The organism is Bacillus sp. GbtcB14 (genome assembly GCF_019091205.1).
Classification (GTDB): domain Bacteria; phylum Bacillota; class Bacilli; order Bacillales; family Bacillaceae_G; genus Bacillus_A; species Bacillus_A cereus_AG.
Genome location: NZ_JAGXJT010000001.1, coordinates 820,249 through 844,982 on the forward strand (window position 1 = coordinate 820,249; position 24,734 = coordinate 844,982).

Sequence of the window (24,734 nt, forward strand, 5' to 3'; positions counted from 1 at the left end):
CTTTGTAAACGTATTTTGTAAAAGAAGAAGGGAGAAATCTTTCTTTGTAGTACGTTTCAATTTATAATAGCAAATGGAAGGAGAGTGCTTATGTCTTTAACAAACGAACAACAAGAGCGATTTCAAATTTTGCTCCAGCAGTTGCAAATACCAGACGACCTTATAAATCAATATTTACAAGGTGGTGGTATTGAAAGGCTCGTTATTGATAAAGTGAATAAAAGTTGGCATTTTGATTTACAAGTGCCACGTATTTTGCCTACAGAATTATATGAATTGCTAGAAACAAAGCTTAAGCAATCATTTTCTCATATTGCAAGAACAACATTTGCATTAGAAACAGAGAATAAACAATTTACAGAAGAAGAAGTGAGGGCGTATTGGCCACTTTGTACGGAACGAATTACATTTTCACCTATGTTTGCTTACTTAAAGAAGCAGCTTCCGCAGGTGAATGGAGTGAAGTTGCTAATAAATGTGAATAATGAGCTGGAATCTACCGCTTTAAAGAAAAACGTAGCGAAACCAGTAGGGGATCAATACGAAACTTTTGGATTCCCGCGTTTTCAGTTAGACACACATATACAGCAAAATACAGAAGAAATGCAAAAGTTTCGTGAGCAAACGCAGCAAGAAGATCGTGAACGTGTTATACAAGCTATGGAAGAAATGGCGAAGAAGCAAGCTGAAGAAAGTAGCGTTGTGCATGAAGGACCGGTCACACTCGGGTATCTTATTAAGCCAGACGAAGAGATTACACCGATGCGAGAAATTCAAGATGAAGAAAGAAGAAAAACAGTTCAAGGGTATGTCTTCCATGTAGAAACGAAAGAACTTCGTAGTGGTCGTACGTTATTAACTTTAAAAATAACAGATTATACGGATTCTATTATGATCAAAATGTTCTCACGTGACAAAGAAGATATTCCAATGTTGCAGTCCTTGAAAAAAGGAATGTGGGTGAAAGCGCGTGGTTCTGTTCAAAATGATACATTCGTTCGAGATTTAGTAATGATTGCAAATGATATAAATGAAATAACAGGACCGTCTCGTAAAGATAAAGCGCCAGAAGGTGAAAAACGTGTAGAGCTGCATCTTCACACACCGATGAGCCAAATGGACGCTGTTACTCCTGTTTCTAGACTTGTTGCCCAAGCAGGGAAATGGGGACATGAGGCAATCGCTGTTACAGACCATGCTGTTGCGCAGTCTTTCCCAGAGGCATATTCTGCGGGTAAAAAGGCTGGGGTTAAAGTTATATATGGTGTAGAAGCGAATTTAGTTAATGATGGTGTACCGATTGCATATAACGAAGCGCATCGTTTACTTGCAGAGGAAACGTATGTTGTTTTCGACGTTGAGACGACAGGTTTATCAGCTGTATATGATACTGTTATCGAGTTAGCGGCTGTAAAAGTAAAAGGCGGCGAAATTATTGACCGCTTTGAATCTTTCGCAAATCCACATCAACCATTATCTGCGACGATTATTGAATTAACAGGTATTACAGATGATATGTTAACGGATGCACCAGAAGTGGACGAAGTGTTTAAAAAGTTTGAAAAATGGATGGGCGACCATACACTTGTTGCTCATAACGCAAGTTTTGATATGGGTTTTATTAACGTAGGTTTTAAAAAGGCTGGATTAGAAAAAACAAATAATCCTGTTATTGATACGTTAGAACTTGCAAGATTCTTATTCCCGGAAATGAAAAACCATCGATTAAACACAATGTGTAAAAAGCTTGATATTGAATTAACGCAACATCACCGTGCGATTTATGATACAGAAGCAACGGGATACTTACTTGTGAAAATGTTAAAAGATGTGATTGAAAAGGGATTTGAATATCACGATCAATTAAATGATAGCATGGGGCAAGGGGATGCGTATAAGCGTGGACGTCCAAGTCATATGACATTACTTGCCACATCGGATGTAGGATTGAAAAATTTATATAAACTTGTTTCCTATTCTCACCTAAATTACTTTTACCGTGTACCACGAGTACCAAGGTCACTATTAAAAAAATATCGTGAAGGAATTTTAGTAGGAACAGCTTGTGATAAAGGTGAAGTGTTTGAGGCAATGATGCAAAAAGCTCCTGAAGAGGTAGAAGAAATTGCACAGTTCTATGATTACATTGAAGTAATGCCTCCAGAGGTGTTACGTCATTTAGTAGAGCGTGAACTTGTTCGAGATGAGGGGCAATTAAAAACAATTATTTCTAACTTAGTAAAACTAGGTGAGACGTTAGATAAACTAGTTGTTGCTACAGGAAACGTGCATTATATAGATCCAGAGGATGCAATGTATCGCAAAATTTTAGTCAGTTCGCAGGGCGGAGCTAATCCGTTAAACCGACATTCATTACCACCTGTACATTTCCGTACAACGGATGAAATGTTAGAGTGTTTTTCATTCTTAGGTGAAGACGTAGCGAAAGAAATTGTTGTAACGAATACACAAAAGGTTGCATCATTAATTGGTGATGTTCATCCAGTGAAAGATGATCTATATACACCGAAAATTGAAGGTGCAGATGATGAGACGCGTGACATGAGTTATAAAATGGCGCGTAGCATTTATGGTGAAGAGTTACCTGAAATTGTAGAAGCGCGTTTAGAAAAAGAATTAAAAAGTATTATTGGACATGGATTCGCCGTAATATATTTAATTTCACATAAGCTCGTAAAAAAATCATTAGTAGACGGATATCTAGTAGGTTCGCGTGGATCGGTAGGTTCATCATTTGTTGCAACGATGATGGAAATTACAGAAGTAAACCCATTACCACCACACTATGTATGTCCGAAGTGTAAGCAATCAGAATTCTTTAATGATGGCTCTGTAGGTTCTGGTTTTGACTTGCCTGATAAAGAATGTCCTGCATGTAATGTTCCATACGTGAAAGATGGACATGATATTCCGTTCGAAACGTTCCTTGGATTTAAAGGAGATAAGGTACCCGATATCGATCTGAACTTCTCCGGGGAATACCAACCACGTGCCCATAACTATACGAAAGTATTGTTCGGTGAAGATTATGTATACCGTGCGGGTACAATAGGTACAGTTGCGGAAAAAACGGCTTATGGATATGTAAAAGGTTATGCAAATGATCATAATTTAACGATTCGAAATGCAGAGATTGACCGCTTAGTAGCAGGATGTACGGGCGTAAAACGTACAACCGGACAGCATCCAGGTGGTATTATCGTTGTGCCAGATTACATGGATATTTTTGATTTTTCACCAATTCAGTTCCCGGCAGATTCAATAGGTGCTGAGTGGAGAACGACACACTTTGATTTCCACTCGATTCATGATAACTTATTGAAACTTGATATACTAGGACACGATGATCCAACTGTTATTCGTATGTTACAAGATTTAAGTGGTATTGATCCGAAAACAATCCCAACAGACGATCCGGAAGTAATGAAAATTTTCTCAGGACCTGAATCATTAGGTGTAACGGAAGAACAAATTAACTGTAAAACAGGTACACTTGGTATACCAGAGTTTGGTACGAAATTCGTAAGGCAGATGTTAGAAGAGACGAAGCCTACGACATTCTCTGAGTTAGTCCAAATTTCAGGACTATCGCATGGTACGGATGTATGGCTTGGTAATGCAAACGAGTTAATTTATAACGGTACATGTACGCTGAGTGAAGTTATTGGGTGTCGTGATGACATCATGGTATATTTAATCTATCAAGGTCTAGACCCATCATTAGCCTTCAAAATCATGGAGTCGGTTCGTAAAGGTAAAGGTGTACCGGAAGAATGGGAAGAGGACATGAAAAGTAATAATGTACCGGGTTGGTATATTGATTCATGTAAAAAGATTAAGTATATGTTCCCTAAAGCCCATGCGGCTGCTTACGTACTTATGGCTGTACGTATTGCATATTTTAAAGTGCATTTCGCGCTTTTATTCTATGCGGCATACTTTACAGTTCGTGCAGATGACTTTGACGTAGAAGCGATGGCGAAAGGCTCAGCATCTATACGTGTAAAAATTGATGAAATTGCACAAAAAGGTTTGGATGCAGCGCCGAAAGAGAAAAGCTTATTAACAGTACTAGAAATGACACTTGAAATGTGTGAGCGTGGATACTCATTCCAAAAGGTTGATTTATACCGTTCGCATGCAACAGAATTTATTATTGATGGGGATACTTTAATTCCTCCATTTAATGCAGTGCCTGGACTTGGTACAAACGCAGCTTTAAGTATTGTAGAAGCACGCAAAAATGGAGATTTCTTATCAAAAGAAGATTTACAGCAGCGCAGTAAGGTTTCGAAAACAATTATTGAGTATTTAGATAGTCAAGGTTGCTTAGGCGATCTACCTGATCAAAACCAGTTATCACTGTTCTAATAGGTAGGAAAAGTCTTTGCAAATCAACATTTGCTATGGTATACTATTAACCGAGATAACCATGTCATGTATATTGTGTAAAAAAAAGAGTGGGGAAACCCACTCTTTCGTGTTACTATCTACGTTTTATTGATGTGGAGAGGTAAGAAATTTCTGTCGTATATACATATTTTGTTACAAGTTTTACTTCTTAAATTTGGTAATACTAAGACAGATATTCCCTGCTAAATGGCAGGGGCTTTTGTTAGCTAACGAGAAAGAATAAGATGGACCGTTTTTATGAACGGAGGTCTTTTCTTGTAAATGGTACATGGCGGCAGGAAGGAGGCTGTTTATGGATAAGAAAGTCACAGAAGTTGTAGAAGCATTTGCGCAGCCAATTGTTGAAGAGTTAAATCTTGAACTTGTAGATGTAGAGTATGTGCAAGAAGGACAAGACTGGTTCTTACGCGTATTCATCGATTCTGAAAAGGGAGTCGACATTGAAGAATGCGGTGCGGTAAGTGAACGTTTAAGCGAAGCTTTAGATAAAGAGGATCCAATTCCTCATCTTTACTTTTTGGATGTATCATCTCCTGGAGCGGAACGCCCATTAAAGAAAGAGAAAGACTTCCAGCAAGCGGTAGGAAAACAAGTGGCAATTAAAACATATGAGCCGATTGATGGTGAAAAAATGTTTGAAGGAAAGCTACTTTCCTACGATGGTACTACAATTACACTATTATTAACAATTAAAACACGTAAAAAAGAAATCCAAATTCCAATGGATAAAGTTGCAAATGCGCGACTTGCTGTTACGTTTTAGTTAGAAGGGGGATCTTCATGAGCACTGAGTTGTTAGATGCCTTGCTCGTATTAGAGTCAGAAAAAGGAATTAGCAAAGATATTATTATTGATGCGATTGAAGCAGCGTTAATCTCTGCTTATAAACGCAATTTTAACCAAGCACAAAACGTTCGTGTGAGCTTTAACCCAGAAGTGGGAACAATTCAAGTTTTAGCACGTAAAGACGTTGTTGATAATGTGTTTGATCCACGTCTTGAAATTTCTGTTGAAGAAGCAAGACAAATTAATCCAAACTATCAAGATGGTGACGTACTAGAAATTGAAGTAACACCAAAAGATTTCGGTCGTATTGCAGCACAAACTGCAAAACAGGTTGTAACACAACGAGTGCGCGAAGCAGAGCGTGGTGTTATTTACTCTGAGTTTAGTGACCGTGAAGAAGATATTATGGTGGGTATCGTACAACGTCAAGATGCTCGTTTCATCTATGTAAGCTTAGGGAAAGTAGAAGCTTTATTACCTGTAAGTGAGCAAATGCCAAACGAACAGTACAAACCACATGATCGTATTCGCGTATTCATTACGAAAGTAGAAAAAACAACGAAAGGACCACAAATTTACGTATCACGTACACATCCTGGTCTTTTAAAACGTTTATTCGAAATGGAAGTTCCTGAAATTTATGATGGAACTGTTGAAATTCGTTCTGTAGCACGTGAAGCAGGCGATCGCTCTAAAATTTCTGTACATGCAGAGAACATTGATGTTGATCCAGTAGGTTCTTGTGTAGGACCAAAAGGACAACGTGTACAACGCATTGTAGACGAACTAAAAGGTGAAAAGATTGACATCGTTCGCTGGTCAAATGATCCAGTAGAATATGTTGCAAATGCTTTAAGCCCATCACAAGTTGTTAAAGTGCTTGTAGATGAAGAAGAAAAAGCAACAACTGTTGTTGTTCCAGACCACCAACTGTCATTAGCTATTGGTAAACGTGGACAAAATGCACGTCTTGCAGCTAAATTAACAGGTTGGAAAATTGATATTAAGAGTGAGTCTGATGCGAAACAACTTGGTATTGTAACAGAAGAAGATAGCGTAATCGCATTCGGATTCGATTCAGTTGAAGACGAAATCGAATAGAGGTGATGAGTATGAGCAATCGAAAAGTTCCGTTACGAAAATGTGTTGCAACGCAAGAAATGAAATCAAAACGAGAGCTCGTTCGCATTGTTCGTTCCAAAGAGGGAGAAGTGTCCATTGATTTAACTGGAAAGAAATCAGGACGAGGTGCTTATTTATCAAAAGATAAAGAAAGTATTCTTCAAGCCCAAAAGAAAAATGTTTTGGAACATCATCTAAAAGCGAAAATCGACGGTTCTCTATACGAAGAGCTTCTTGAGCTTGTTGAGAAGGAGTCGAAATAAGTGTCCGATTGGAAATCGTTTTTAGGACTAGCAAATCGCGCTCGAAAACTCATTTCGGGTGAAGAACTCGTTTTAAAAGAAGTACGAAGTGGTAAAGCGAAGCTCGTATTGCTTTCTGAAGATGCGTCAGCGAACACTACAAAACGTATCACTGATAAAACGACGTACTACAACGTACCAATGAAAAAAGTCGAAAATCGACAACAATTAGGGCATGCGATTGGGAGAGACGAGCGAGTCGTTGTAGCTGTGTTAGATGAAGGCTTTGCGAAAAAGCTACGTAGCATGCTCGATACAAATTACCGGGGGTGAAGGTATGAGTAAAATTCGAGTACATGAATATGCAAAAAAAAATAATATCTCAAGTAAAGATCTTATGACAAAACTAAAAGAGATGAATATCGAGGTTTCGAATCATATGACAATGTTAGAAGATGAAGTAGTAAACAAATTAGATAATGCGTATCAAACTGAAAAACCTTCTGTTGCAGATGAGTTTGAAGTAGAAGAAAAAGTTGTTCGTAGTAAAAAGAACAGCAATAAGAAAAAGAAAAAAGGCAAAGGGAATGAAGACAAACGTCAAGATAACTTTGCTGGAAGACAACAAACACAAACTGTAGAAACACCAGATAAAGTTACTTTCTCTGGAAGTCTTACAGTAGGTGAGCTTGCTAAAAAATTAAGCAAAGAGCCGTCTGAAATTATTAAGAAACTCTTTATGCTTGGAATTATGGCAACAATTAATCAAGACTTAGATAAAGATACAATTGAGTTAATTGCTACTGATTATGGTATTGAAGTAGAAGAAGAAGTAGTTGTAAGTGAAACTGAATTTGAAACATTCATCGATGAGCAAGATGATGAAGAGAACTTAAAAGAGCGTCCAGCTGTAGTTACAATTATGGGGCACGTTGACCATGGTAAAACAACTTTACTTGACTCTATCCGTAATTCAAAAGTAACTGCAGGCGAAGCTGGTGGAATTACTCAGCATATCGGTGCATACCAAGTTGATGTAAATGATAAGAAAATTACGTTCTTAGATACACCAGGTCACGCGGCATTTACAACAATGCGTGCTCGTGGTGCGCAAGTAACGGATATTACAATCCTTGTTGTTGCAGCTGATGACGGTGTTATGCCACAAACAGTTGAAGCAATTAGCCATGCGAAAGCAGCTGGAGTACCAATTATTGTAGCTGTGAATAAAATGGATAAACCAGCGGCAAATCCTGATCGTGTAATGCAAGAATTAACAGAATATGAATTAGTTCCAGAAGCTTGGGGCGGAGATACAATTTTCGTACCAATTTCTGCAATTCAAGGTGAAGGAATTGACAACTTACTAGAAATGATTCTTCTTGTAAGTGAAGTGGAAGAATATAAAGCAAATCCAAACCGCTATGCAGCTGGTACTGTAATTGAAGCACAGCTTGATAAAGGTAAAGGAACTATCGCGACATTACTTGTTCAAAACGGTACACTTCGAGTTGGAGATCCAATCGTTGTTGGTACTTCATTCGGACGTGTTCGTGCAATGGTAAGTGATATTGGTCGTCGTGTAAAAGTTGCTGGTCCATCGACTCCTGTTGAAATTACAGGCTTAAACGAAGTACCACAAGCGGGAGATCGTTTCATGGCATTCGCTGATGAGAAGAAAGCTCGTCAAATCGGTGAATCACGTGCACAAGAAGCGTTACTTGCTCAACGTGGTGAAAAATCTAAATTAAGCCTTGAAGATTTATTCCAACAAATCCAAGAAGGCGATGTAAAAGAAATTAACTTAATTGTGAAAGCAGACGTACAAGGTTCTGTAGAAGCAATGGCAGCGTCACTTCGTAAAATTGATGTTGAAGGTGTTAAAGTTAAAATTATCCATACAGGCGTAGGTGCGATTACAGAATCTGATGTTATTTTAGCTTCTGCATCTAATGCAATTGTAATTGGATTTAACGTACGCCCTGATGTGAATGCGAAGCGTACAGCTGAATTAGAGAATGTTGATGTTCGTTTACACCGTATTATCTATAAAGTAATCGAAGAAATCGAATCAGCAATGCAAGGTATGCTGGATCCAGAATTCGAAGAAAAAGTAATCGGTCAAGCGGAAGTACGCCAAACATTCAAAGTAACAAAAGTTGGAACAATCGCAGGTTGTTACGTAATTGACGGTAAAATTACACGTGATAGTGGCGTGCGTATTATCCGTGATGGCGTAGTAATTTTCGAAGGACAACTTGATACGTTAAAACGTTTCAAAGACGACGTAAAAGAAGTTGCACAAAACTATGAGTGTGGTATTACAATTGAAAGATATAATGATCTTAAAGAAGGGGACATCATTGAAGCGTACATTATGGAAGAAGTGAAGCGATGATTATCGCTTCACTCTCATTCGAGTGTATGATTTACGATGTGCATTCTTTAAAAGAGAAACGAGCAATTTTGCAACGGGTGCTAACTCGTGTGAAGCAGCGTTATAATGTAGCTGTTTCAGAAGTAGGGCATCAAGATGTATGGCAACGTACAGAAATTGCAATTGTTTCTGTATCCTCTAATCGTGTTATTTGTGAAAAAGAAATGAATCGTGTACTCGAGTACATCGATTCATTTCCTGAAATTGAACGTACAATAACACAATTGGAATGGTATTGAATGAGGTGAAGAGTTATGAAATTACGTGCAAACCGTGTAGGCGAGCAAATGAAAAAAGAATTAGGCGACATCATCAGTCGTAAAATTAAAGATCCACGTGTTGGATTTGTTACAGTAACAGATGTACAAGTGAGTGGAGATTTACAAATTGCTACAGTATATATTTCTGTTTTAGGTGATGAAGAGCAGAAAGAAAGTACATTAAAAGGTTTAGCGAAGGCAAAAGGCTTCATTCGTTCAGAAATTGGCCAACGTATTCGTCTTCGTAAAACACCGGAAATTTCCTTTGAGTTTGATGAGTCTATCGGATATGGTCATCGAATTGATACACTTTTACATCAAATTAATAAAGACGGTAAACGTGAAGAATAATGGATAGACATTTGTCTATCCATTTTTTCAATGCAAAATAAATTTTGGATAATTACTATGAAAGAATTATGATGAGGTGAACATATATGGAAGGTGTAGTATTATTACATAAGCCAAAAGGCATGACATCACATGATTGTGTATTTAAATTAAGAAAGATATTGCGTGAGAAACGAATTGGTCATACTGGAACATTAGATCCAGATGTAACAGGAGTATTACCTATTTGTGTAGGACGAGCAACGAAGATTGCACAATTTTTAACAAGTGAGACGAAAACATATGAAGGTGAAGTAACACTTGGGTTTTCAACAACAACTGAAGATGCTTCTGGTGAAGTTGTTGAAACGAAAAATGTAGATCGTGTTATTACTCGTAAGGAAGTAGAAGGAGCTCTTGCTGCATTAACAGGTACGATTGAACAAATGCCTCCGATGTTTTCAGCTGTAAAAGTTAACGGAAAAAAATTATATGAATATGCAAGAGCAGGACAAGAAGTTGAACGTCCAGTTCGTACAATTACAATTCATGAATTTGTATTACTAGATGACCGTGAAGTATTTGAGGGGAAAAATATTTCATTCCGTTTCCGTGTAACGTGTAGTAAAGGGACATATGTAAGAACGTTAGCAGTAATGATTGGTGAAAAACTTGGTTTTCCATCACATATGTCTCACCTTGTAAGAACAGCTTCTGGTGAATTTTTATTAGAAGATTGCATATCATTTGAAGAAATTGAAGAAAACGTGCAAAATGGAACAGTAGAGTCTATCTTCATTTCAATTGATGAAGCGTTAAGTAAGTTCCCGAAAATGGTTGTAGATGAAAAGCAAGCAGAGAAAATAAAGAATGGTATGTTCTTAAAAAATGAATTGCAAATAACAGCGCCATTTATAACAGTGTTTGATAAAAATAATCGCTGCCTTGCAATTTTTGAGCACCATCCAAAACACCCTGGTATGCTAAAGCCGATGAAAGTACTTGTGAATAATCAAGAACTAAAGCTATAATGAATTATTGGAAGGATTATTACAGAAAAAGGTGAATTCAAGCGTGAAACTTATTCATTTAACTCATCCACATGAACAAAAAAAATTAGAATTACCACCTACTGTAATGGCATTAGGATTTTTTGATGGCATTCATTTAGGACATCAATGTGTGATTCGAACTGCGAAACAAATAGCGGATGAACGAGGATATAAAAGTGCAGTTATGACATTTTATCCGCACCCATCTGTTGTTTTAGGAAAAAAGGAAGCGCATGCGGAGTATATTACACCAATGTGTGATAAAGAAAAAATAGTCGAAAACTTAGGGATCGATATATTATATGTTATTAAATTTGATGAATCGTTTGCAGGCTTATTGCCACAACAATTTGTAGATGATTATATTATTGGTTTAAATGTAAAGCATGTAGTAGCAGGGTTTGATTATTCATATGGACGTTTAGGAAAAGGAAAGATGGAGACTTTACCATTTCATGCAAGAGGGGAGTTTACACAGACTGTGATTGAAAAAGTTGAATTTCAAGAAGAGAAAGTAAGTTCTACAGCATTACGAAAGTTAATTCGAAATGGTGAAATGGAACAAATTCCATCTATTTTAGGTAGAGCATATACAGTAGGGGGAACGGTTGTACACGGTGATAAGCGTGGACGTCAAATTGGTTTTCCCACAGCTAATGTAGGTTTAAGTGATGAGTATCTATTACCACCTGTAGGTGTTTATGCAGTGAGATTAAAAGTTCACGATGAATGGTACGATGGTGTATGTAATATTGGGTATAAACCAACTTTTAAAGAAGATGAGCGTCAATTATCTATTGAAGTGCACTTATTTGAATTTAACAAAGACATATATGATCAAAATGTTACAGTAGAGTGGCATATGCGTATAAGAGAAGAAAAGAAATTCAATGGCATCGATGAGTTAGTTGAACAAATTGCAAAAGATAAGAAAACAGCACAAGAATATTTTGCGAACGAAAAGAATATACTTGCTTTTTCAAATGAAAAGTAGTATTCTATGTTATGTACTTTATGACAACCATTGCTTGGCATTGCGACTCACCGACGCTTGCTAGGTAATTGGGGGTTTAATTAATAGGAGGTGAAATAGGATGGCTTTAACACAAGAGCGTAAAAATGAAATCATTGCACAATTTAGAACTCATGAGACTGATACTGGTTCTCCAGAGGTTCAAATTGCTGTCCTAACGGAGCAAATTAACACTCTAAACGAGCACTTACGTACTCACAAGAAAGATCATCATTCACGTCGTGGTCTATTAAAGATGGTTGGTAAACGTCGTAACTTACTAACTTACCTTCGTAATAGCGATATCACACGTTACCGTGAATTAATCACAAAGCTTGGCTTACGTCGATAGTCAAAGAAGCGGGAATATTCCCGCTTTTTTGTTAGGTAAAAATATATCTTCTACCCTTTATAGCTTACTTCATTTTCGGTAATACTAGAGGTAGAATATTGTGATATACTATCCATTTACATAGAAGAATTGAATACTTTAAATTGAGAGGGGTACTTAAATGAGTCAAGAAAAGCAAGTCTTCTCGATAGATTTAGCTGGTCGTCAGCTAACAGTTGAAACAAGTCAGCTTGCGAAGCAAGCGAACGGAGCAGTATTAGTAAGATATGGCGATACAGCGGTTCTATCTACAGCAACTGCATCAAAAGAACCAAAAAATGTAGATTTCTTCCCACTTACAGTAAACTATGAAGAGCGTTTATATGCAGTCGGAAAAATTCCTGGCGGTTTCATTAAACGTGAAGGTCGTCCGAGTGAAAAAGCAATTTTGGCAAGTCGCTTAATCGACCGCCCAATTCGTCCACTTTTCGCAGATGGTTTCCGTAACGAAGTACAAGTTGTCAGCATTGTAATGAGTGTTGATCAAGATTGTTCTTCTGAAATGGCAGCTATGCTTGGTTCTTCATTAGCGTTATCGATTTCAGATATTCCATTTGAAGGCCCAATCGCGGGTGCAACAGTTGGTCGTATTAACGGCGAATTCGTTATTAATCCAACAGTAGAACAGCAAGAACAAAGTGATATTCACCTTGTTGTGGCTGGTACGAAAGATGCAATTAACATGGTTGAAGCAGGAGCAGATCAAGTGCCTGAAGAAACAATGTTAGAAGCAATTATGTTTGGACATGACGAAATTAAACGTCTAATTGCATTCCAAGAAGAGATTGTACAAGCTGTAGGTAAAGAGAAATCAGAAGTGAAACTTTATGAAGTTGACGCTGATCTTAATCAAGCTGTACGTGAAATGTCTGAGAAGGATATGCATTCTGCAATTCAAGTACATGAGAAACATGCACGTGAAGATGCAATTAACGAAGTGAAAAAGCGTGTAATTGAGCATTACGAAGCGCAGGAAGCTGACGCTGATACATTAGGACAAGTAAGTGAGATTTTATATAAAATTGTAAAAGAAGAAGTACGTCGTCTTATTACAGTTGAAAAAATCCGCCCAGATGGCCGTAAAGGTGACGAAATCCGTCCATTAGCATCAGAGGTTGGTATTTTATCTCGTACACACGGTTCTGGTTTATTCACACGTGGACAAACTCAAGCATTAAGTATTTGTACATTAGGTGCATTAGGCGATGTGCAAATTTTAGATGGTCTTGGTGTAGAAGAATCAAAACGCTTTATGCACCATTACAATTTCCCATCATTTAGTGTTGGTGAAACAAGACCGATGCGTGGACCAGGTCGTCGTGAAATTGGTCACGGTGCACTAGGAGAACGTGCTCTTGAGCCTGTAATTCCATCTGAAAAAGATTTCCCATATACAGTACGTCTTGTATCTGAAGTTTTAGAATCAAATGGTTCTACTTCACAAGCAAGTATTTGTGGTAGTACTTTAGCAATGATGGATGCTGGTGTTCCACTTAAAGCTCCAGTTGCAGGTATTGCAATGGGTCTAGTTAAAACTGGTGAGCATTACACAATTTTATCTGATATTCAAGGTATGGAAGATCATTTAGGTGATATGGACTTTAAAGTAGCAGGTACAGCAAAAGGTGTAACTGCACTGCAAATGGACATTAAAATCGATGGTCTATCTCGTGAAATTTTAGAAGAGGCATTACAACAAGCGAAAGTTGGTCGTGTGCACATTCTAAATCATATGTTATCTGTTATTGCAGAGCCACGTACTGAATTATCAGCTTACGCTCCAAAGATTATTACAATGACAATTAACCCAGATAAAATCCGTGACGTTATTGGGCCGAGCGGTAAACAAATCAATAAAATTATTGAAGAAACTGGCGTTAAAATTGACATCGAGCAAGATGGTACAGTATTCATTTCTTCAATAAATCAAGAAATGAATGACAAAGCTAAGAAAATTATCGAAGATATCGTTCGCGAAGTACAAGTAGGTGAAATCTACGAAGGAAAAGTGAAACGTGTTGAGAAATTCGGTGCTTTCGTTGAATTATTCAGCGGTAAAGATGGATTAGTTCACATTTCAGAACTTGCACTTGAGCGTGTAGGTAAAGTAGAAGACGTTGTGAAGATCGGTGATGTAATTACAGTTAAAGTTATCGAGATTGACAAGCAAGGTCGTGTGAATCTATCTAGAAAAGTATTGCTAAAAGAAGAGCAAGAAAAAGAAGCTGCTAAAGAAGAAAACAAACAAGAGCAGCAATAAGTAAAAGCCAGTTAAACTGGCTTTTTTTGTTATGTAAAAAATATGATTTATATATATTTTTATGTCAGTATAGGTATAGTTTTCATTATAACGCTCAAATTAACAAAGATAAGAAGAAAAAAGGTTTTTATATAGTTAATGGGAGGGTTTATATGAAAGCTCGTATATTGGCATACATATGTATATTCTTTTTATATGTCAGTGTAGGCTCTTATTCCGTTTTTGCACAGGATGACTTGTATGAAGAAATTCAAAAACATGCAAAACAATATGAGATTGCACCTCAAAATGCGATGATTGATAAAATATGGAAGTCGACACCGGGATATAATGGAAGACAAGTTGATATCGAAGCATCCTATAATAATATGAAGAAGCTAAAGAAATTTGATCAAACAAATCTTGAATTCAAGGAAGTATCACCGAGTGTCCACTTAAAAGATTTATCACCAGCTCCAATTTATAGGGGACATCCAAATAAAAAGATGGTGGGATTAACAATAAATGTGGCATGGGGAAACGAGTATTTGCCGCGTATATTAGAGATATTGAAAAAACATGATGTGAAGGCGACTTTCTTTTTAGAAGGACGCTGGGTGAAAGAAAATTTGCGATTTGCAAAAATGATTGTTGATGCAAATCAAGAAGTTGGAAATCATTCTTACACACACCCTAATATGAAAACGCTATCGTCTGATGAAATACGAGATCAGTTACAAAAAACAAATCGAATGATTGAAGCTGCTACGAATCAAAAGGTGAGATGGTTTGCTCCGCCGAGTGGAAGTTTTCGGGATGAAGTCGTTAAAATTGCAGATGATTTTCAAATGGGAACCATCATGTGGACTGTCGATACAATTGATTGGAAGCGACCGGATCCAGATGTACTATTGCAGAGAGTAATGAGAAAAATACATCCAGGTGCTATCGTATTAATGCATCCAACTTCATCTACAGCAGAAGCATTAGATACAATGATTACAAAATTGAAGGAACAAGGATATAAAGTAGGGAATATAACAGAATTACTGGATGAAAAACGTGTGGATTAAATACATTTGCATGACATTCATCCTTAAACTTGTTATCATTAAATAATAGCACTTATTTAGAGAAACTGGCAGTAGGAGGAAAGTTTTTGATTAAAAAATATACTTGTAAAAATGGTGTAAGAATCGTTATGGAGAATATACCAACCGTAAGATCGGTTGCGATTGGTATTTGGATCCATGCGGGATCAAGAAATGAAAATGAAAAAAATAACGGGGTTTCCCACTTTTTAGAGCATATGTTCTTTAAAGGAACGGAAACACGTAGTGCACGCGAAATTGCAGAATCATTTGATAGCATTGGTGGGCAAGTGAATGCTTTTACTTCAAAAGAATACACTTGTTACTATGCAAAAGTGCTAGATGAGCATGCTAAATATGCTTTAGATGTATTGGCAGATATGTTCTTTAATTCAACATTTGATGAGGAAGAACTGAAAAAAGAGAAGAATGTCGTATGTGAAGAAATTAAAATGTACGAAGATGCTCCAGATGATATTGTGCATGATATGTTAACAAAAGCGACATATGAAACGCATCCGCTTGGATATCCTATTTTAGGAACAGAAGAAACGCTTGATACGTTTACAGGTGATACGCTACGCCAATATATCAAGGATCATTACACACCTGAAAATGTCGTTGTTTCAGTTGCAGGAAATATTGATGAAGCCTTTTTACAAACGGTAGAGCAATATTTCGGTAGCTATGAAGGAACAACAAACCGTGAACAAGTACATAGCCCAATTTTCCATTTTAATAAGGTAGCACGTAAAAAGGAAACAGAACAAGCTCATTTATGTTTAGGATATAAAGGCTTACAAATGGGACACGAAGATATTTATAACTTAATCGTATTAAATAACGTTTTAGGTGGTAGCATGAGTAGCCGTTTATTCCAAGAAGTACGTGAGCAACGCGGGTTAGCCTACTCAGTATTTTCTTACCATTCTTCTTATGAAGATACAGGTATGTTAACGCTGTATGGTGGAACAGGTAGCCAACAATTAGATACACTGTATGACACAATGCAGGAAACATTAGAAACATTGAAAAATACAGGTATTACAGAAAAAGAGCTTATTAATAGTAAAGAGCAATTAAAAGGAAACTTAATGTTAAGTTTAGAAAGTACGAATAGCCGTATGAGCCGCAATGGTAAAAATGAATTGCTACTTCGTAAGCATCGTTCACTTGATGAGATTATTGAAAGTGTAAACACTGTAACAAAAGAAAATGTTGATGAGTTAATTCGTAACATGTTTACAGATGAGTTCTCTGCAGCATTAATTAGTCCAGATGGAAAACTTCCAAAAGGAATAAAACTATAATTGCTTTATATGAAGTATGTAAAAATAACCGTATCTCTTTTAAATGAGATACGGTTATTTTTTTTGGATATATAGAATAGGTACTAATTATGGATAACTTAAATTCATAATTCGGTAGGGGGAGAGTGTATGCGTTTAAGCGAATTAAGTGGTAAAGAGATCGTAAATTTAGAAAGAGCAGAAAAAATGGGAGTTTTAGGCCATGTGGATTTAGAAATCGATGAGAAGAATGGGAAAATACAGGCTCTTATCATACCTGCTGGTAAATGGGGAGGTTTTAAAAAGGAACCACAAGAAGCGAGAGTAGCATGGAGTCAAATTAAAAAAGTAGGGCATGATATGATCCTTTGTGATATGAAAGATCGTTCAAATTCGAAGTGAAAGATGGCCATTTTGGTCATCTTTTTTTGTTCATTCGCCGCTGAGTAAAAGCTCACATGAATCGAGCTTATATCGGAAATCAATTTCCCGTATAATGTCCTCTCATATGCCGAATTTTGAGGTGGGGTCTAACTGCGTACAAATAGCGGGATAAATCATACGTGCTTTTTGTTTTTCAATCACCTAAAACTCGTACATTACATATGATGTGGAGGAAAAAGAAAAAGTAGGCACTTTTCTTATAAATGACAGAAAAAGAAGGTGAATTAGGGAATGTTGACTGAGATGCATATTGCTGTCATAGGAGGAGATGCAAGACAGCTAGAAGTAATTCGCAAGCTAGTTGAATTGGATGCGAAACTTTCATTGATAGGGTTTGATCAGTTAGATCATGGCTTCACAGGGGCAGCAAAAGAAAGTATACAAAATTTAGATTTCACTTCTGTAGATGCAATTATTTTGCCAGTTGCAGGTACAAATGCCAAGGGAGAAGTAGATACTATTTTTTCAAACGAAAAAGTTTCTATAACGAAAGAACAAATTGAAAATACACCAGAACACTTTACTATATATTCAGGAATTGGTACGCCTTACTTGGAAAATCTCGTATCTACTACAAACCGCAAACTTGTTAAATTATTTGATCGTGATGATGTGGCAATCTACAATTCTATTCCAACTGTAGAAGGTACATTAATGATGGTAATTCAACATACCGACTATACAATTCATGGTTCCAATGTAATGGTTTTAGGATTTGGTAGAACAGGGATGAGTGTTGCCAGAGCATTTCAATCATTAGGAGCCCATGTCAAAGTTGGAGCAAGACGATCGGAACATATTGCACGTATTACAGAAATGATGTTTTCTCCTTTTCATATGCAAAACATTGAGAAAGAAGTAGGAAATATCGATATTGTTATTAATACAATTCCGCATCTTGTTGTGACAGCGAATGTCATTTCAAAAATGCCAGCTCATACGTTAGTAATTGATTTAGCTTCTAAACCAGGCGGTACCGACTTTAGATATGCGGAAAAAAGAGGGGTCAAAGCGCTGTTAGCACCTGGATTACCAGGTATTGTTGCTCCAAAAACAGCAGGACAAATTTTAGCGAACGTTCTTTCTCAGTTACTAGCAGAAGACGTAATAACAAGAAAGGAGAATGGGGAATGAATTTAAAAGGGAAAAGAATAGGATTTGGTTTTACTGGTTCACATTGTACGTACGAAGAAGTAATGCCTCATTTAGAAAAATTAATTGCTGAGGGAGCAGAAGTACGTCCCGTTGTTTCTTACACTGTTCAATCAACAAATACGAGATTTGGAGAAGGAGCAGAGTGGATTAAAAAGATTGAAGAAGTAACAGGCTTTAAAGCGATTAATTCAATCGTTGGCGCAGAACCACTAGGACCTAAAATTCCACTAGATTGTATGGTAATTGCACCACTAACAGGAAATTCTATGAGTAAATTTGCAAATGCAATGACAGACTCTCCAGTATTAATGGCAGCGAAAGCGACGCTAAGAAATGGCAAGCCTGTCGTATTAGCTGTTTCGACAAATGATGCTTTAGGGCTTAATGGCGTCAATCTCATGCGCCTAATGGCAACGAAAAACATCTACTTCGTCCCGTTTGGCCAAGATGCACCAGAGAAAAAACCGAACTCAATGGTGGCTCGTATGGAGTTACTGGAAGATACAGTATTAGAAGCGCTGCAAGGGAAGCAATTGCAACCGGTTGTCGTAGAAAAATTCAGATATATGAATTAAAAAACGAAAAAAAACGGACAATTTTTGATGAAACCATCATTCTTACTGTAGAATATGATAAAATTAACGTTATTAAGATTAGAAGGGGTATTGTATACTCCTTCTAATTCTAAGTTATAGAAGGATTGGTATCTAGAAAGGGGCATAGTGATGGAAAAGCAAAAAACTTTTCATGTCGCTGTAGTTGGAGCAACCGGCGCAGTTGGTGAACAAATGTTAAATACTTTAGAGAAACGAGAATTTCCAATCGGGAAGTTAACGTTACTTTCATCTAAACGATCTGCAGGTAAGAAACTTGTATTTAAAGGCGAAGAATTTACAGTTCAAGAGGCAACTCCTGAAAGTTTTGAAGGAGTAGATATCGCACTATTTAGTGCTGGTGGATCTGTATCAAAACAATTAGCGCCAGAAGCAGCAAAGCGCGGTGCGATTGTTGTTGATAATACAAGTGCATTCCGTATGACAGAAAACGTGCCACTTGTTGTACCTGAAGTAAATGAAAACGACTTAAAAGAACATAATGGTATTATTGCAAATCCAAACTGTTCTACAATTCAAATGGTAGTAGCTCTTGAGCCAGTTCGTCAGCAATATGGTTTAAAACGAGTAATCGTTTCCACATATCAAGCTGTATCAGGTGCTGGTGCGGCAGCGATTGAAGAACTTCATGAACAATCACAAGCAATCTTAAATGGTGAAGAAGTGAAGGCAAATGTTTTACCTGTATCAGGTGATAAAAAGCATTTCCAAATTGCTTTCAACGCGATTCCACAGATTGATAAATTCCAAGATAATGGATTTACGTTTGAAGAAATGAAAATGATTAATGAAACGAAAAAAATTATGCATATGCCTGAATTAGAAGTAGCGGCAACATGTGTACGTTTACCAGTTGTATCAGGTCACTCTGAGTCTGTTTACATCGAAGTAGAAAAAGAAGGTGTAACAGTAGAAGAATTCAAGAGCTTACTTGCAAATGCGGAAGGTATTGTTCTGCAAGATAATCCAGAAGAGCAGTTATATCCAATGCCAGCTACTGCAGTAGGTAAAAACGAAGTATTCGTTGGAAGAATTCGTAAAGATTTAAATAATGATAAAGGATTCCATCTTTGGGTCGTATCTGATAACTTATTAAAAGGCGCTGCATGGAATTCTGTTCAAATTGCAGAGCGCTTAGTAAAATTACAATTAGTGTAAACGGCTAAGAGAAGGTGCAAAATATGAAAATTATTGTTCAAAAATTTGGTGGCACATCCGTACGTGATGAAAATGGACGTAAGCATGCGCTTCATCATATAAAAAAATCGCTAGATGCGGGTTATAAAGTAGTTACTGTCGTATCTGCTATGGGCCGTAAAGGTGAACCATATGCAACTGATACTTTGTTAAGTCTTGTAAATCAAGAGGAATCTCGCATTTCTAATCGTGAGCAAGATTTATTATTATCATGCGGAGAATTAATCTCAGCAATCGTCTTCTCTAATATGTTAAATGAGAATGGTATAAAAGCAGCAGCGTTAAATGGTGCACAAGCTGGTTTTGTAACAAATGATGATTTTACGAATGCTAAGATTATTGAAATGAATTGCGATCGTATACATGAAGAGCTAGAAAATCTAGATGTAATCGTCGTTACAGGATTCCAAGGACAAACGAAAAAAGGTGATACGACAACACTTGGACGCGGAGGGAGCGATACTTCAGCTTCAGCGTTAGGTGTTGCGCTTCATGCTGAATATATCGATATCTTCACAGATGTAGAAGGTGTTATGACTGCGGATCCTCGCATTGTAAAAGATGCACGTCATCTTCAAACGGTAACGTACAATGAAATTTGTAACATGGCATATCAAGGTGCAAAAGTCGTTCATCCACGTGCAGTTGAAATTGCGATGCATGCCAAAGTACCACTTCGTGTACGTTCTACGTATTCTGATAGTGAAGGTACGCTTATTTCAGCATCGGACGGTGCGACAAAAGGTCGTGATGTAGAAGAACGTCCTGTTACAGGTATTGCTCATGTGTCAAATGTGACGCAAATTAAAGTGCTGGCAAAAGAAACAGCATATGATTTACAACAGCATGTGTTTAAAGAAATGGCGAATGAAGGAATCAGTGTCGATTTAATTAACATTTCACCTACTGGGGTAGCTTATACGGTGAGTGATAGTGTATCAAGTCGTGCAGTTGAATTATTAAAAAAACTTGGATATGAGCCAATTGTGACAGAGCATTGTGCAAAAGTCTCAATTGTAGGAGCTGGAATGGCAGGATACCCAGGGGTTACTGCGAAAATCGTTACAGCTTTAGCGGAAAAAGGTATTCAAATTCTGCAATCGGCAGATAGCCATACGACAATTTGGGTTCTTGTAAAAGAAACTGATTTAGTGGAGGCTGTAAATGCATTACATAGTGCGTTTGAGCTTTCAAAAGAAAAGCAACTGGAACAATAAGGAGTGAGACCATGATAGATTTTGGGACAATTGCAACCGCGATGGTAACTCCGTTTGATAAAAACGGAAATATCGATTTTGCAAAGACAACGAAATTGGTAAATTATTTAATAGATAACGGTACAACAGCAATCGTGGTAGGAGGAACGACAGGCGAATCTCCTACATTAACTTCAGAAGAAAAAGTAGCGTTATATCGCCATGTCGTATCTGTTGTCGATAAAAGGGTGCCCGTAATCGCTGGAACAGGTAGCAATAATACGCATGCTTCTATTGACTTAACTAAAAAGGCAACAGAAGTTGGTGTTGATGCAGTAATGCTAGTAGCACCGTATTATAACAAACCGAGTCAAGAAGGAATGTATCAGCACTTTAAAGTAATTGCTGAAAGCACGCCGCTTCCGGTTATGCTATATAACGTTCCAGGACGATCTATTGTACAAATCTCCGTTGATACAGTTGTTCGTTTATCAGAAATAGAAAACATTGTTGCGATTAAAGATGCAGGCGGCGATGTGTTAACAATGACAGAAATCATTGAAAAAACAGCGGACGACTTTGCAGTATACAGCGGTGATGACGGTTTAACGTTACCAGCTATGGCAGTTGGAGCGAAAGGTATCGTTTCTGTAGCATCTCATGTTATCGGAAATGAAATGCAAGAAATGATTGTAGCATTTCAAGCAGGAGAATTTAAGAAGGCGCAAAAATTACATCAATTACTTGTAAGAGTGACGGATTCATTATTTATGGCGCCAAGCCCAACGCCAGTAAAAACAGCGTTACAAATGGTTGGATTAGATGTAGGTTCTGTACGTTTACCACTTCTTCCATTAACAGAAGAAGAAAGAGTAACGTTACAATCTGTTATGCAATCTATCCCTCGTTAATAAAAAATGACCTAGTATAGTACTAGGTCATTTTTTTATGGTATGAAAATCTTTGCCACTCTTTTCTCATCTACATGAATACTTATAAGATCATTAACCGCTTTTTCATTATGTATTGCAACATGTATAAGAAAATAATCGTACCCTTTTAAAAGGATCAAAAAATCATAGTTATTATAGAATAAACATTTGTATAAACGTAATAAACTATCGATTCTGTTTTTCAGAGGAATTGTCTCAAATATGACGTAATTCATAAAAAAACTTCATTATATAATTATTTTTGTTCGAATTTAGAAAAATAAGTCTTGAAAATCTATAGTATGAAATTAATTTAGCGTATGTATGGCTATTTCTTCAAAATAATATGGAATACAAAATCGGAGTAAATATAAAGGAAATACGTTCGATATTTTTGTTGTAATTCCGTTCTTTTACTTTTTCTTTCGCACGATTTAACTTGTGTTCTATTTCTTGTATCAGGTATAATATGGCTAAGTAGCTTAGTACGGGTATGCTTAGCAAAATTGGTAAAAATTATAATTTGATTACATTTTCATATCATATCGAATAAGATATTTGATTTATATAATGAAAGAGAGGTGAAACCTGGTTTAAAAAATAAACAAGGACATGATATCGCATAACGGTAAGGACATTCGTCTTGGACGGTGAATATATGGTGGTTGTAGAGTTTCCCCTGGTGTCTCTGCAATTTTAGTGAAATCAGTGTTTGAAAGATTTTTAAACCAGGCAACAACATGAAGAGAAAAGAGAATGAGTCTGTTAAAGTATTTGCTCTTGGTGGAGTAGGTGAAATCGGGAAAAACATGTACTGTGTTGAAATTGATTCTGAAATCTTTATTGTAGATGCAGGGTTAATGTTCCCGGGAGATGAAATGTTTGGAATTGATATCGTTATTCCTGATATTACATATTTAGTGGAAAACCAAGAGCGAGTAAAAGGTTTATTTATTACTCATGGTCATGAAGATCATATTGGTGGAATTGTTTACGTACTTCGTAAATTATCAATTCCAGTGTATGCAACGAAATTAACAGTAGGACTTATACAAGAAAAACTTGGCGAAGCGGGTATGTTAGGCCGTGTAGACTTAAAAACAATCGATTCAAATTCAACAGTAGAGTTTAATACTACAACGGTGTCATTCTTTGGAACGACACATAGTATTCCAGATTCTGTGGGTGTTTGTTTCCATACATCAAAAGGTGCTATCGTATATACAGGAGACTTTAAATTCGATCAAACTCCAATTGGAAATAGTGGAGCAGACCTTGGAAAAATGGCACAAATCGGAAATGAAGGCGTACTGTGCTTATTATCTGATAGTACAAATGCTGAGCGTCCAGGCTATACAGGTTCTGAAAAAGAAGTTGGTGTAGAAATTTCTAAAGTGTTCTACGGTGCAGAAGGACGTATTATCGTTGCTTCATTTGCATCGAATGTACATCGTATTCAACAAGTATTTGATGCAGCTGCTGAAACAGGACGAAAAGTAGCGGTTGTAGGACGTAGTATGGTGAAAGTGGTAGATATCGCAAGACGTCTTGGTTATTTAGATGTTCCAGAAGGTATGGTTATTTCACTACAAGAAGTAGACAATTTCCCGGAGAAAAAGGTAGCTATTTTAACGACAGGTAGCCAAGGTGAACCGATGGCAGCTCTTTCTAGAATGGCGAAGCAAGCTCATAAACAAATTTCAATTCGTAAAGGTGATACGGTTATTATTGCGGCTTCTCCAATTCCGGGTAATGAAATATCTGTATCGAAAATTATTGACTTGTTATTTAGAGCTGGAGCTGATGTTATTTATTACGGTGAAAGAAAAGTTCACGTTTCAGGTCACGGTAGCCAAGAAGAATTAAAATTAATGTTAAATTTAATGAAACCGAAATACTTTGTACCCGTACATGGTGAGTTCCGTATGCAAAAAGCACATGCATATTTAGCTGAAGATGTAGGTATTACAAGAGAGAATATCTTTATCGTAGAAAAAGGCGATGTGATTGCTTTTGGTGACGATGAAGCAAACTTAGTTGGCAAAGTACAAGCTGGTAATGTGTTAATTGATGGCTTAGGTGTAGGTGACGTTGGTAATATCGTTCTTCGAGATAGAAAAATGTTATCTCAAGATGGAATATTAGTAGTTGTTGTAACACTTGGTAAAGATGAAAAGAAAATTATCTCTGGTCCAGAAATCATTTCACGTGGCTTTGTGTATGTTCGTGAATCAGAAGCGTTAATTGACCGCTCTACAGAGATTGTACGTATGATTGTTGAGCAATCGATTAAAGAGTATTCAATTGAATGGTCTATGTTAAAACAAAATATTCGTGAATTATTAGGACAGTTCTTGTACGAAGAGACAAAGAGAAAACCTATGATTTTACCGATTATTATGGAAGTATAAAAAAGATCACCTTTACGGGTGATCTTTTTTTTCTTTTTTAACTCTATCGAATGAAATTTATAACTTAAGAAATAATAGTTATATACGAGTGAAAGGGGAT

21 protein-coding genes are annotated in these 24,734 nt (G+C 36.9%); all 21 read left to right on the forward strand.

Translation table 11 applies throughout. From position 1 onward, the window contains the following. Positions 1-90: 90 nt before the first annotated feature. The 21 genes from KVT31_RS04410 to KVT31_RS04510 all read left to right on the forward strand — a co-directional run bounded on the left by KVT31_RS04410 (position 91) and on the right by KVT31_RS04510 (position 24,634). On the forward strand, positions 91-4,392 hold the full coding sequence (locus tag KVT31_RS04410; protein ID WP_088097486.1) for a PolC-type DNA polymerase III: 4,302 nt from the start codon (positions 91-93) through the stop codon (positions 4,390-4,392). Between the two features lie 334 nt (positions 4,393-4,726). Beyond that, positions 4,727-5,197, forward strand: coding sequence for a ribosome maturation factor RimP (rimP, locus tag KVT31_RS04415; protein ID WP_000359098.1), 471 nt, complete (start codon positions 4,727-4,729; stop codon positions 5,195-5,197). Positions 5,198-5,214: 17 nt separating this feature from the next. After that, complete coding sequence (nusA, locus tag KVT31_RS04420) at positions 5,215-6,321, forward strand: transcription termination factor NusA (protein WP_000102596.1); 1,107 nt, start codon at positions 5,215-5,217, stop codon at positions 6,319-6,321. 11 nt (positions 6,322-6,332) lie between these two features. Continuing rightward, on the forward strand, positions 6,333-6,605 hold the full coding sequence (gene rnpM / locus KVT31_RS04425; protein ID WP_000071127.1) for an RNase P modulator RnpM: 273 nt from the start codon (positions 6,333-6,335) through the stop codon (positions 6,603-6,605). Further along, positions 6,606-6,917, forward strand: a complete 312-nt coding sequence (locus KVT31_RS04430) for a YlxQ family RNA-binding protein (protein ID WP_001286527.1) — start codon at positions 6,606-6,608, stop codon at positions 6,915-6,917. A gap of 4 nt (positions 6,918-6,921) precedes the next feature. After that, positions 6,922-8,982, forward strand: a complete 2,061-nt coding sequence (gene infB / locus KVT31_RS04435) for a translation initiation factor IF-2 (RefSeq protein WP_088097485.1) — start codon at positions 6,922-6,924, stop codon at positions 8,980-8,982. Continuing rightward, positions 8,979-9,260: a DUF503 domain-containing protein gene (locus tag KVT31_RS04440; RefSeq protein ID WP_000582364.1), complete on the forward strand. Its 282-nt coding sequence runs from the start codon at positions 8,979-8,981 to the stop codon at positions 9,258-9,260. The genes infB and KVT31_RS04440 overlap by 4 nt, the downstream gene beginning before the upstream one ends. Positions 9,261-9,275: 15 nt before the next feature. After that, complete coding sequence (gene rbfA, locus KVT31_RS04445; protein WP_000776445.1) at positions 9,276-9,632, forward strand: 30S ribosome-binding factor RbfA; 357 nt, start codon at positions 9,276-9,278, stop codon at positions 9,630-9,632. An 86-nt stretch (positions 9,633-9,718) separates the two neighbouring features. Continuing rightward, positions 9,719-10,642, forward strand: coding sequence for a tRNA pseudouridine(55) synthase TruB (gene truB, locus KVT31_RS04450; RefSeq protein ID WP_088097484.1), 924 nt, complete (start codon positions 9,719-9,721; stop codon positions 10,640-10,642). Between the two features lie 43 nt (positions 10,643-10,685). Then, the gene (gene ribF / locus KVT31_RS04455; protein ID WP_088097483.1) at positions 10,686-11,657 is read left to right on the forward strand and encodes a bifunctional riboflavin kinase/FAD synthetase; all 972 of its coding nucleotides are present in this window, start codon (positions 10,686-10,688) and stop codon (positions 11,655-11,657) included. 100 nt (positions 11,658-11,757) lie between these two features. Beyond that, positions 11,758-12,027: a 30S ribosomal protein S15 gene (gene rpsO, locus KVT31_RS04460; protein ID WP_001229392.1), complete on the forward strand. Its 270-nt coding sequence runs from the start codon at positions 11,758-11,760 to the stop codon at positions 12,025-12,027. A gap of 160 nt (positions 12,028-12,187) precedes the next feature. Continuing rightward, complete coding sequence (gene pnp / locus KVT31_RS04465) at positions 12,188-14,326, forward strand: polyribonucleotide nucleotidyltransferase (RefSeq protein WP_046957398.1); 2,139 nt, start codon at positions 12,188-12,190, stop codon at positions 14,324-14,326. Between the two features lie 152 nt (positions 14,327-14,478). Beyond that, a complete protein-coding gene (locus tag KVT31_RS04470; RefSeq protein WP_088097482.1) occupies positions 14,479-15,378 on the forward strand; it encodes a polysaccharide deacetylase family protein in 900 nt (299 codons plus the stop codon). A gap of 86 nt (positions 15,379-15,464) precedes the next feature. Continuing rightward, positions 15,465-16,706 carry a M16 family metallopeptidase gene (locus tag KVT31_RS04475; protein ID WP_088097481.1) on the forward strand — a complete coding sequence of 414 codons (1,242 nt, stop codon included), beginning with the start codon at positions 15,465-15,467 and terminating at the stop codon, positions 16,704-16,706. A gap of 129 nt (positions 16,707-16,835) precedes the next feature. Next, on the forward strand, positions 16,836-17,087 hold the full coding sequence (locus tag KVT31_RS04480) for a YlmC/YmxH family sporulation protein (protein ID WP_088097480.1): 252 nt from the start codon (positions 16,836-16,838) through the stop codon (positions 17,085-17,087). Positions 17,088-17,360: 273 nt separating this feature from the next. Then, positions 17,361-18,263, forward strand: a complete 903-nt coding sequence (gene dpaA, locus KVT31_RS04485) for a dipicolinic acid synthetase subunit A (RefSeq protein WP_088097479.1) — start codon at positions 17,361-17,363, stop codon at positions 18,261-18,263. After that, positions 18,260-18,859, forward strand: a complete 600-nt coding sequence (gene dpaB, locus KVT31_RS04490; RefSeq protein ID WP_001049480.1) for a dipicolinate synthase subunit B — start codon at positions 18,260-18,262, stop codon at positions 18,857-18,859. Before dpaA ends, dpaB begins: the two co-directional genes overlap by 4 nt. Before the next feature lie 150 nt (positions 18,860-19,009). Then, positions 19,010-20,056 (forward strand): aspartate-semialdehyde dehydrogenase, encoded by a 1,047-nt coding sequence (asd, locus tag KVT31_RS04495; protein WP_000414854.1) that lies wholly within the window; start codon positions 19,010-19,012, stop codon positions 20,054-20,056. 23 nt (positions 20,057-20,079) lie between these two features. Then, the gene (dapG, locus tag KVT31_RS04500) at positions 20,080-21,312 is read left to right on the forward strand and encodes an aspartate kinase (protein WP_088097478.1); all 1,233 of its coding nucleotides are present in this window, start codon (positions 20,080-20,082) and stop codon (positions 21,310-21,312) included. Between the two features lie 11 nt (positions 21,313-21,323). Next, complete coding sequence (gene dapA, locus KVT31_RS04505) at positions 21,324-22,202, forward strand: 4-hydroxy-tetrahydrodipicolinate synthase (RefSeq protein WP_088097477.1); 879 nt, start codon at positions 21,324-21,326, stop codon at positions 22,200-22,202. Between the two features lie 761 nt (positions 22,203-22,963). Further along, complete coding sequence (locus KVT31_RS04510) at positions 22,964-24,634, forward strand: ribonuclease J (RefSeq protein WP_088097475.1); 1,671 nt, start codon at positions 22,964-22,966, stop codon at positions 24,632-24,634. Positions 24,635-24,734 lie beyond the last annotated feature (100 nt).